9 protein-coding genes are annotated in these 10,249 nt (G+C 51.7%); 6 read left to right on the forward strand and 3 right to left on the reverse strand.

Going from position 1 to position 10,249, the window contains the following annotated elements:
- Positions 1–47 precede the first annotated feature (47 nt).
- Positions 48–758, reverse strand: a complete 711-nt coding sequence (locus CSR04_RS18115) for a helix-turn-helix domain-containing protein (protein ID WP_102797724.1) — start codon at positions 756–758, stop codon at positions 48–50.
- A gap of 293 nt (positions 759–1,051) precedes the next feature.
- On the opposite strand from CSR04_RS18115, the gene CSR04_RS18120 reads away from it, so the two are divergent.
- The gene (locus CSR04_RS18120) at positions 1,052–2,278 is read left to right on the forward strand and encodes a threonine/serine exporter family protein (RefSeq protein ID WP_102797725.1); all 1,227 of its coding nucleotides are present in this window, start codon (positions 1,052–1,054) and stop codon (positions 2,276–2,278) included.
- Positions 2,279–2,510: 232 nt separating this feature from the next.
- Here CSR04_RS18120 and hslO read toward each other — a convergent pair whose 3' ends face one another.
- Entirely contained in the window at positions 2,511–3,386 is an 876-nt protein-coding gene (gene hslO / locus CSR04_RS18125; protein ID WP_102797726.1) for an Hsp33 family molecular chaperone HslO, read from the reverse strand.
- A 50-nt stretch (positions 3,387–3,436) separates the two neighbouring features.
- A complete protein-coding gene (hslR, locus tag CSR04_RS18130) occupies positions 3,437–3,844 on the reverse strand; it encodes a ribosome-associated heat shock protein Hsp15 (protein WP_102797727.1) in 408 nt (135 codons plus the stop codon).
- 170 nt (positions 3,845–4,014) lie between these two features.
- Here hslR and gspC point away from each other — a divergent pair, with 170 nt between their 5' ends.
- From gspC to gspG, 5 genes are all read left to right on the forward strand, one after another.
- Positions 4,015–4,929, forward strand: a complete 915-nt coding sequence (gene gspC / locus CSR04_RS18135; RefSeq protein ID WP_425427706.1) for a type II secretion system protein GspC — start codon at positions 4,015–4,017, stop codon at positions 4,927–4,929.
- Positions 4,930–4,940: 11 nt separating this feature from the next.
- Entirely contained in the window at positions 4,941–7,010 is a 2,070-nt protein-coding gene (gene gspD / locus CSR04_RS18140; protein ID WP_102797728.1) for a type II secretion system secretin GspD, read from the forward strand.
- A gap of 5 nt (positions 7,011–7,015) precedes the next feature.
- Positions 7,016–8,548: a type II secretion system ATPase GspE gene (gspE, locus tag CSR04_RS18145; RefSeq protein WP_425427707.1), complete on the forward strand. Its 1,533-nt coding sequence runs from the start codon at positions 7,016–7,018 to the stop codon at positions 8,546–8,548.
- A gap of 43 nt (positions 8,549–8,591) precedes the next feature.
- Positions 8,592–9,812: a type II secretion system inner membrane protein GspF gene (gene gspF / locus CSR04_RS18150; RefSeq protein WP_102797730.1), complete on the forward strand. Its 1,221-nt coding sequence runs from the start codon at positions 8,592–8,594 to the stop codon at positions 9,810–9,812.
- Positions 9,812–10,249, forward strand: a 438-nt coding sequence (gspG, locus tag CSR04_RS18155) for a type II secretion system major pseudopilin GspG (RefSeq protein ID WP_102797731.1), incomplete at its 3' end; no start/stop codon positions are given. The genes gspF and gspG, both read left to right, overlap by 1 nt.

The following is a 10,249-nucleotide window of genomic DNA, read 5'->3' on the forward strand; positions in this document are numbered from 1 at the left end:
CAACGAAAACAGCCCCTGAGCCTTAACATCAGGGGCCGAACAACAAACTAACTCTGACGCCGCTGAAGCTTGTACTCCAGTATAAAGCCCATCAGCCCTGCCACCAGTAAGCCCACACCAATAATTTGCAGTACCGCATTTTCCAACCGCTGCCGATTATAGCTGCCGGTTATATTGTAGTAACGACTGCCACCTTCCACCTGGATATGGAAACCCGCACCACGAGACTCTGCAAGGGTCAGCTCGTGCGGAGCATAACGGAGGATTAGTTTAGTAAAATGTTCTTCAAATTCTTCATGTGGCACAGAGCGCCGCAGACCGCCATCAAACAGATCCATCGGCTCCCCTGGCAAGACAATGCCTTTGGACAGGTAGCGATACTGATCCTCACTGAACAGCACTTTACTGTAACCGCTGAAAAACAAGGTAACGGCCAGCACCATCATTAGACTGCTGCCAAACAACCAGCGGCGACTATTCACCCCAGAGGCGGCCTGGCGCTTCAGCAGCCAGTTTTCCACATCGCTGATGTGGCTGAGTTGTGACTTAACATAGTGCTTGTCTAACTGCCCCAGAAACTCTGACAACTCTATATTCAGAGCCTGCAGTAATCGCCGGAAAACGTCTGTTGAAGGCAGTGACCGGTCGTTCTCCAGCTTTGACAGGTAGGACTGTTCTATTTCTGCCGCAGTAGCCAGTTGTGGCTGGCTCAGGCCGGTTTCATTGCGAAGTTGTTTTATTTTTTCACCGAAGGTCATAGGTTATCCTTTTGCTAAACTGTTGTAGTTAGCAGCCAAAGCTTTGATTGCACTGGGTATTCTTGGCAATGCATGCGGAAATAGGAAGTGGAATACGCAGGAATATACGCGAATACTGGGTGTTTTTTGAGATCATTAGTCCGGCTAATGCGAATTGGTTAAAAAATATGCGTTGTATGTGTCCGGCACTGACATTACAATCCGCGCCCGAATCCATCCGGGCCAGATTGACGTTCAGCCATCTTATGCAAACGTTATCAGGCTGGCGCAGGCAGTTTTAAGGAACAGGCAAGGTGCACAAGGCCGACTTTATCCAGATAAGAAAATTTATCGTCAAGCTTGGCAAAATGTTGCACAAGTACGGCACGCCTGCGTTTCGTCAGGAGGCACACCTGACAGAGGTAGCAACCTACCTTGGTGTACACGCTTCTTTTATTTCCACCCCCACCTCACTGACCTTTGTAATATGGAGCGATAAACATGAGGACGAATACACTCATGCAGCCAGAGTGCAGCCAGGTGAGTTGGATCTGGGTTCATTGTCCCGTACCGATGAACTGGTAACCCAGTTATTAGACGGCAAGCTGACCTTAAGCGAAGCAGACAAATTACTGGATGATATTAATGCCCTGCCCAATCCATACGGCAAATTGGCGACGGGTAGTGCATTCTGTTTGTCCAGTGGCGCGTTTGCGATGCTGCTGGGCTCCAGTTGGCACGATGTGCTGTGGTCGAGTTTAATTGGCTTGGTGGTATATGGCTGGGTGCTTTGGGCCGCCCATTCGCGCCGTGTTACTCATATGCTTGAGCCTGTGGTGGCGATGGTAGCAGGGCTGTTGGCCTGCGCCATCAGCAGCCATCTGGACCCCAGTATCAATATTCGCTTAGTGGTGTTGTCGTCCATCATCGTGTTTATTCCCGGCCTGGCGCTGGCGCTGGGATTAGCAGAGTTGTCGTCCAGGCATTTAGTGTCAGGTACCGCCAGGGTCATGGATGCCATTATGTTGCTGTTTAAATTGTATTTTGGCGCATTTCTGGGTGTGGCATTGGGTTTTGGCCTATTCGGCCAGGCCGAATTTGTGCCCACCGCCCCTTTGCCGCGCTGGATGGCCTGGTTTGCCATTTTGCTGCTATGCAGTGCGCTGATTGTGATTTTCCGTATCCGTATTAAACATGCACCCTGGGCGTTATTGTCTGGTTTTATTGCCTATGGTGCCAGCATCTACAGTGCGCCTTATCTTGAGCATGGTCTGGCAACCTTTGTTGGCGCATTTGCCGTGGGTGTGTATTCCAATCTGTTTACCCGCTTGGCCAACGCCCCAGCCAGTATTGTGGTGATGCAGGGTTTGATTGTGTTGGTGCCGGGTTCAAAAACCTATATAGGCCTGAATTCCTTTGTATCGGGCCAGGATTTTGTGCATGCCGAACATGTGGGCCAGGAAACCTTTCTGATCTTTATGTCTTTGGTGGCAGGGTTGATTTTTGCCAATGTGGTAATGCCGACTAAGAAGGCTTTGTGAGTTGTTGGCGAAACAAAGGGCTGTCGGAATAAATTCCGACCCACAGTGTTTAACTGAGTTCTTATTGTCGGTATAAGTTCCGGCCCACTGTGCTTAACTAAGTTCTTATTGTCAGTATAAGCTCCGGCCCACTGTGGGTTGGGCTTTAAGCCCAACCACTATAGTGTACAACGCCTGTTTGCTTTATTGCCGACAACATCATCCGGCGTCTGACCGCCGCATTACTTTAGTATCAACTAAGCGAAGAAGGCTGGTTAAACTGCCCGGCGTGAATGGCTTCAATGTCTATGGCATCAAAGCGATATTCGGCATGGCAGTACTGGCAATTAATGGCAACTTCACCATCTTTGGCAGCAATCTCCAGTAAATCCTGCTTATCCACAGACGCCAGGGCCATAGCACTGCGTTGACGACTGCAACTGCATTTAAACATCACCGGCTGGGGCTGATACAACTCCACATCTTCCTGATGATACAAGCGGTACAGAATGTCCTGCACCGGCAAGTCCAGCAGTTCTTCGCTGGTGATGGTATCGGTAATCTGGGCCAAGTGCTCAAACTCTTCGTGGGCAGACTCTGCCACAGGCATTACCTGTAAAAGCATGCCAGCGGCCAGCGGGATTGCCCCCTCGGTACGGGTTTTCAGAATAACCCTGGTGGCCAATTGTTCTGACTGGGCAAAATAGCCATCCAGACACTTAGCCAGACTGCCTTTGTCCAACGATACCATGCCCTGATAGCGCTCACCGTCTTTGGGCGTGATGGTAATAGCCATCAGACCTTTTGTGAACATAGCGGCAAAGTCCTCAGGTACATCGCCGTCCCAGCGTGCCACACCGCGCAACTCTTGCTTATCAGTGCCATTAATCACCGCATACTTAACCGGCCCCTCGCTTTGCAACTGCACCGCGATATCCCCCTCAAACTTAAGGGTGGCCGTGAGCAATGAGGTAGCGGCCATCAGTTCGCCCATTAAGCGGCGCACCGGGGCAGGATAGTCCTGCGCTTCCAGCACGGCAGCATAGCTCTTTTGCAAGCGTACCAGTTCGCCCCTGACATGGGCTTTTTCGAACAGATAGCGATATAAGAAATCATTATTTTCAGACATGCTCGGCTTCTTCTGTACTGGCACTGCGGTGCCCATTGGGATGAAAAGCGTTATTGTTGTTTAAACCTGATGATATCACGGCGCTGCTTCTTGTCAGGTTTATGTTCTGGTTTGGGATTATACAGAGCGCCAGCCTGACGCGCCTGGGCATTGGCCTCCCGGGCTGTAAGGCTGGCTTGCGTTTCTTCGTACATGGCCTGCGCCAACGGCGCAGCACGACGTTTATCATGCACTTCCAGCACAATGACCTCTTTTATATCATGCCCTTGGGGAACTTTTATGCAGGCGCCAAGCTCCACTGTCTTGCTGGGTTTGCTACGCTGGCCGTTATATTGTACCTTGCCTCCCTGGACCATCTCCCGGGCAAGGGCGCGAGTTTTAAAAAATCGTGCGGCCCAAAGCCACTTATCAAGGCGTACGGCCTGTTGGTCGGTCTGTAATTTTGCAACTGTGTTCATCTGTATAGGAATGTAATTTTTTAGTAACTTTACCGGATTAAAGTTGTGGCCCTTTTAGCGACTGGCTATGATGGGCTGGATAGTTTAGCACAGGTCGAGCTCCCCTTTCAGCGTGCCGTTTTCCGGCCCAGAGCCACCATAACTTGACCCGAAAATATGGCAGCAATGTGATAACACTTAAAACTGACAATCTGCAACATGCCTGGCTGGCTCTGATGCAACACCAGCAGCGCCTGATTCAACTGGTGGTAATTCTACTCAGCCTGTATTTATTAGCCTTTGCTGCTGAGCTGACCTGGCGTTTGCTGCCATCCCCGGCTGGCAACCAACAGCTCAGCCAAACCACGGCAACCAGCATACAAAATCCTGGCCGGGTTAGTGCCGATATCAGCAAGATCCAACAATTGCACCTGTTCGGCAAGCCTCAGGCCGATACACCAAAACCGGTGGAAGTAGTGGAAGATGCACCCGAAACCAATCTGAATCTAACTCTGACCGGTGTCGTCGCCAGTACTAACATAGAGCGCGGTGCAGCCATTATTGAACATCAGGGTAAACAAAACACTTACGGTGTAGGCGAGAAAATAGACGGCACCAATGCCCTGGTACGCGAAGTCTATGCGGACCGTATTATTATTCGTAATGGTCCGCGTATGGAAACCCTGATGCTGGACGGTATGGATTTCAAAGGTAACAAACAAGCGGCCAACCGCAACCGCCCAGCGCCCTCTCCGGCAGTGGAAAGGCGAGCGCTGAGCCGTGAAGCCGCGCAAGCCACCCAGGCATTGCAGTCGCAACCGGCCAACTTTACCGATTATATTTCTATCAGCCAGCACATGGTGGATGGTGAATTAAAGGGCTATCGCGTCAGCCCAGGCAAGAAGCCCGCTCTGTTTCAGGCCGCCGGTTTACAAGCCAATGACGTAGTGACCGAAATCAACGGTCTGGATCTGACCGATATCCAGCAGTCAATGGAAGCGATGTCCATGTTGCGAGATACCGAATCTTTGCAACTGACAGTAGACAGAGAAGGGGAACTATTAACCCTCTATCTGGATCTTCCATCCGACGACAGCGAATTATAAGGATAATGACCATGAGGCTATTGAGCCGTCGCCTGCTTTCTCAACTAAGCGTTGCTGCCACAGCCGCTTTTCTGTGCGCCGCATCGTCTATCAGTGCCGCAGAGTATTCGCCCAACTTCAAAGGCACAGAAATTGACGAATTTATCAATATCGTTGGCAAAAACCTTAAGAAAACCATCATCGTCGACCCCAATGTCAGGGGCAAAATAACCGTACGCAGTTACGACCTGATGAATGAAGAGCAGTATTACCAGTTCTTCCTGAACGTACTGCAGGTTTATGGCTTTGCCGTGGTGGAGATGCCCAACGGCATTCTTAAAGTGGTGCGTGATAAAGACGCCAAGGCCTCCAATATTCCGGTGATTGAAGGCACTGCATTTGACGGCGATGAAATGATTACCCGGGTGGTGCCTTTGTACAACGGCTCAGTACGCGAGCTGGCGCCGCTGTTACGTCAGCTTAACGATCAGGCCGGCGGCGGCAATGTGGTCAGTTATGATCAATCCAACGTCATGCTGCTAACCGGCAGGGCTGCCGTAGTAAACCGCCTGGTGGAAATTATCGAGCGGGTCGATAAGGCTGGTGACCAGGAAGTGGATATCGTCAAACTTAAGTACGCTTCCGCTTCTGAGATGGTGCGCATTATCGACAGTATCAATAAAAATCAGGGCGCCAAGCAAGGTGGCCCGGATGTACTGGAACCCCGCGTGGTGGCGGATGACAGAACTAACAGTGTGATTGTCAGCGGCGATATTAAGGCCAGACAGCGCCTGATCAATCTGATTGAACGCCTGGATAAGGAGCTGGAAACTAACGGCAACACCAGGGTTATTTATCTGAAGTATGCTAAATCTGATGATCTGGTTAAGGTATTGCAGGGCGTCAGTGCCAGCATTCAGGCTGAGGAACAAGGTGCTGCACAGCCTAATGCCAGGCGCTCAAACGGTAAACGCGAAATCAGTATCGAATCCCACCCGGATTCCAATGCGCTGGTGATTACCGCCGAGCCGGATATGATGCGCTCACTGGAAGATGTGATTCGTCAGTTGGACATTCGCCGTGCTCAGGTGCAGGTGGAAGCCATTATTGTCGAAGTCTTTGAAGGTGACGGTACTCAGCTAGGCGTGCAGTGGATCAGTGAAAACGGGGGTGGTCAGCAGTTTACCAACGGTACAGTGCCGATTGGCGCACTGGGTGTGGCGCTGCGCCAGGCCGAAGACCGTGAAGTCAATCGCACCACCTATAGTGCCAATGGCGAGCCCATTGTGACTAAGGAAACGATAGAAGGCGATTTAACCGGCCTGGCGAACCTATTAGGCGGCTTGAATGGTGCCATGTACGGTGTGGTAAAAGACGGCTGGGGTGCCATAATTCAGGCCGTCAGCACAGACACTAACTCCAATGTGCTGGCCACGCCGCATATCACCACCATGGATAACGAAGAGGCCTTCTTTATTGTCGGCCAGGAAGTGCCGATTATTACCGGCTCCTCTGCCAGCTCCAACAATAACAATCCCTTTACCACAGTGGATCGTAAGGAAGTGGGCATCAAACTCAAAGTCACCCCGCAAATCAACGAGGGTAGCGGGGTACAGATGACCATAGAGCAGGAAGTCTCCAGCGTTAGCGGCACCACAGGGGTGGATATTTCCATAAACAAACGCGAACTGAAAACTACCGTATTGGTGGAAGACGGCGGTACGGTGGTACTGGGCGGTTTAATCGATGAAGACGTGCAAGAAAGTGTTTCCAAGGTGCCGCTGCTGGGCGATATTCCGATTCTGGGCCATTTATTCAGCTCTACTTCCACGTCCAAGCGCAAACGTAACCTGATGGTGTTTTTACGGCCGACCATTATCAAAGATGGCGTCACCATGAATACTATCAGCCACCGTAAGTACAATTTCATCCGTGCCGAACAGCTAAAACGCCAGTCTGAAGGGGTACCGCTGATGCCATACACGGAAACCCCGGTATTACCGGAGTGGAATGATGCCCTTAGCCTGCCTCCCAGTTTTGAGGAAGCGATGGAACGTAAGCGTCAGGCTGAGCAGGATAAGCAAGGCGGTAAGGAAGACTGATGCATATGGCCGATAGCGAAATGCAGGCAGAATCCATGCAAGGCGGGGAACAACCATCCCAGCCCGAGCATAAGCAACTGGGCTTTGGCTTTGCCAAACGCAATAAAGTGTTGCTGGATACCAGCCACCAGCCGCCGTTGCTGTACCACACAGCAGAGACCCCCTTTGTGGTGTTTGCCGAAGTCAGGCGTTTCCTAGGCCGGGAATTCCAGCTCTGTGATATTGCGCCTGAGAAGTTTGAAAACTTGCTGACCAAGGCGTTTCAACGGGACTCTTCCGAGGCCAAACAACTGATGGAAGATATTGGTAATGAAGGGGATCTGTTTGCCCTGGCCGAAGAACTGCCGGAAACCGAAGACCTGCTGGACTCTGAAGACGACGCACCGATTATCAAGCTGATTAACGCCATGCTGGGTGAAGCGATTAAGGAAGGCGCCTCAGACATTCATATTGAAACCTTTGAAAAGCAACTTGTGGTGCGCTTTCGGGTCGACGGGGTGTTACGTGAAATCCTGCGCCCCAACCGTAAGATGGCGTCCATGCTGGTGTCCAGAATTAAGGTTATGGCCAAATTGGACATCGCTGAAAAGCGCGTGCCTCAGGACGGCCGCATAACCCTGCGTATTGCCGGGCGAGCCGTGGATGTGCGGGTCAGTACTATGCCCTCCAGTCATGGCGAACGGGTGGTGCTGCGTTTACTGGATAAAAATACCGCCCACCTGGATTTGCAGGACCTGGGCATGACCGAGCATATTCGCGTGCATTTTTCCGAGCTGATCCGTAAGCCTCACGGTATCATTCTGGTCACCGGTCCTACCGGTTCAGGTAAAAGTACTACGCTATATGCCGGCCTGTCGGAAATAAACACCAAAGACCGCAATATTCTGACGGTGGAAGATCCCATCGAATACGATTTGGAAGGCATAGGGCAAACCCAGGTCAATCCGCGCGTGGATATGACCTTTGCCCGCGGCCTGCGCGCCATTTTGCGTCAGGACCCGGACGTGGTGATGGTCGGGGAAATACGTGACCTGGAAACCGCTCAGATTGGCGTGCAAGCCAGTTTAACCGGCCACCTGGTGCTCTCCACCCTGCATACCAACACAGCCGCCGGAGCCATCACCCGACTGGAAGACATGGGGATCGAGCCCTTCCTGTTATCCAGCAGTTTGTTGGCGGTGTTGTCGCAGCGCTTAGTCAGAACTCTGTGTCCGGATTGCAAACAGTTGCATCATCCGTCTGAGCGCGAATGTGAAATTCTGGGTATCCACCCCCAACAAACCACTGAGTACCGTATTTTCGCTCCTAAGGGTTGTGCCGCCTGTAACCAGACGGGTTACCGCGGCCGTACCGGCATTCATGAGATGCTGATTGTCGATGAGCCCATTCGTGAAATGATCCACAACGGCCATGGCGAACAAGCCATTGAAAAACACATTCGTCAGACCACCCCCAGTATCCGGGATGATGGCTGCAGTAAAGTGTTAAAAGGTATCACCTCATTAGAAGAGGTACTGCGCGTGACCAGGGAAGACTGACGATGCTAAGTATTTTTGCTGTTAAGCCAAACGGAGCCTGTTAATGGGCGCTTTTGCCTATAAAGCCCTGGATCAGGGCGGTCGTAATAAGTCCGGGGTAATGGAAGCCGATAACGCCCGCCAGGTGCGTGCCCAGTTGCGTGAACAACAGCTAATTCCCCTGGACGTTCAACAGGTTTCCGAGCGTAATCAGAAACAAAGCAGCGCTGCTGGCTGGTTTAAAAAAGGTATTTCCGCCTCAGACCTGGCCTTGCTGACCCGCCAGGTAGCCACCCTGGTGGAGTCCGCGCTGCCCATCGAAGAAGCCCTGCAAGCGGTGGCCGAACAGTGTGAGAAACCCAGACACAAAAACATGATGATGGCGGTACGCAGTAAAGTGGTGGAAGGTCATACCCTGGCCGATGCCATGGCTGAGTTTCCCCATGTTTTTGACCAGTTATACCGCTCTATGGTGGCAGCCGGGGAAAAGTCCGGCCACCTGGACACCGTGCTTAACCGCCTGGCTGACTATACCGAAAAGCGTAACCAGACCCGCAGCCAGATAATACAGGCGATGATTTACCCCAGTCTGATGCTGACTATTGCCATGCTGGTGGTAATCGCCCTGCTGACTCAGGTAGTACCTAAAATTGTCGGCCAGTTCGATACTATGGGACAGGACTTGCCCACCATCACCAAAGTGATGATCGCCATCAGCGACTGGCTCAGGGACTACGTTCTGATTGCCGGAATCGTGATTATGCTATTGATTGTGCTGGTACAGCGTTTGCTGCAAAAACCGGCTCTGAAACTGAAATACCATCAATTGATTTTACGCCTGCCGGTACTGGGCAAAGTGTCTCGCGGCCTCAATACCGCGCGTTTTGCCCGCACTTTAAGCATACTCACATCCAGCGCCGTACCACTGCTGGAAAGTATGCGGATTGCCGGTGGCGTATTAGAGAACCTGCATATCCGCAACAGCATCAGCGATGCGGCCGAGCGGGTCAAGGAAGGCTCCAGCCTGCGCGCGGCGTTGGAAAAGACCCGAATGTTCCCGCCTATGATGATGCATATGATTGCCTCTGGGGAACGTAGTGGCGAATTACAACAAATGCTCGGCCGCGCAGCCGACAATCAGGACAGGGAATTTGAAGCTCAGGTCAGTGTGGCCCTGAAAATCTTCGAACCTCTGCTAATTGTCAGTATGGCCGGTATCGTAATGTTTATTGTCATGGCCATTTTGCAACCCATTCTGGCCCTAAATAATATGGTGAACTTGTAATGAAAACCCTATCCCGCAGACATTCCGGCTTCAGTTTGATTGAAGTGATGGTGGTATTGCTGATTATCGGCATGATGGCCGCTCTGGTGGCACCTGCTATTCTCGGCAATCAGGAAACCGCTCAGTTGAAAAAAGCCGCCATTGATATTCAGCAGTTAGAAAGTGCTATTCAGATGTACAAGGTGCGCACTAACCTGCTGCCCACCACAGAACAGGGACTCGAGGCCCTGGTCACCGCCCCGACACTAGACCCCGTGCCACGAAATTTCCCGGCCGAAGGCTTTATCAACCGCCTGCCTAAAGACCCCTGGGGTAACGATTACTACTTGTTAAGCCCTGGCGAAATGGGCAGCTTCGACGTGTTCAGTGCCGGACCGGATATGCAGCCAGGTACCGATGATGATATTGGTAACTGGAACCTGAACGACTATCTGAAC

Source organism: Bowmanella denitrificans (assembly GCF_002887595.1).
GTDB lineage: Bacteria > Pseudomonadota > Gammaproteobacteria > Enterobacterales > Alteromonadaceae > Bowmanella > Bowmanella denitrificans.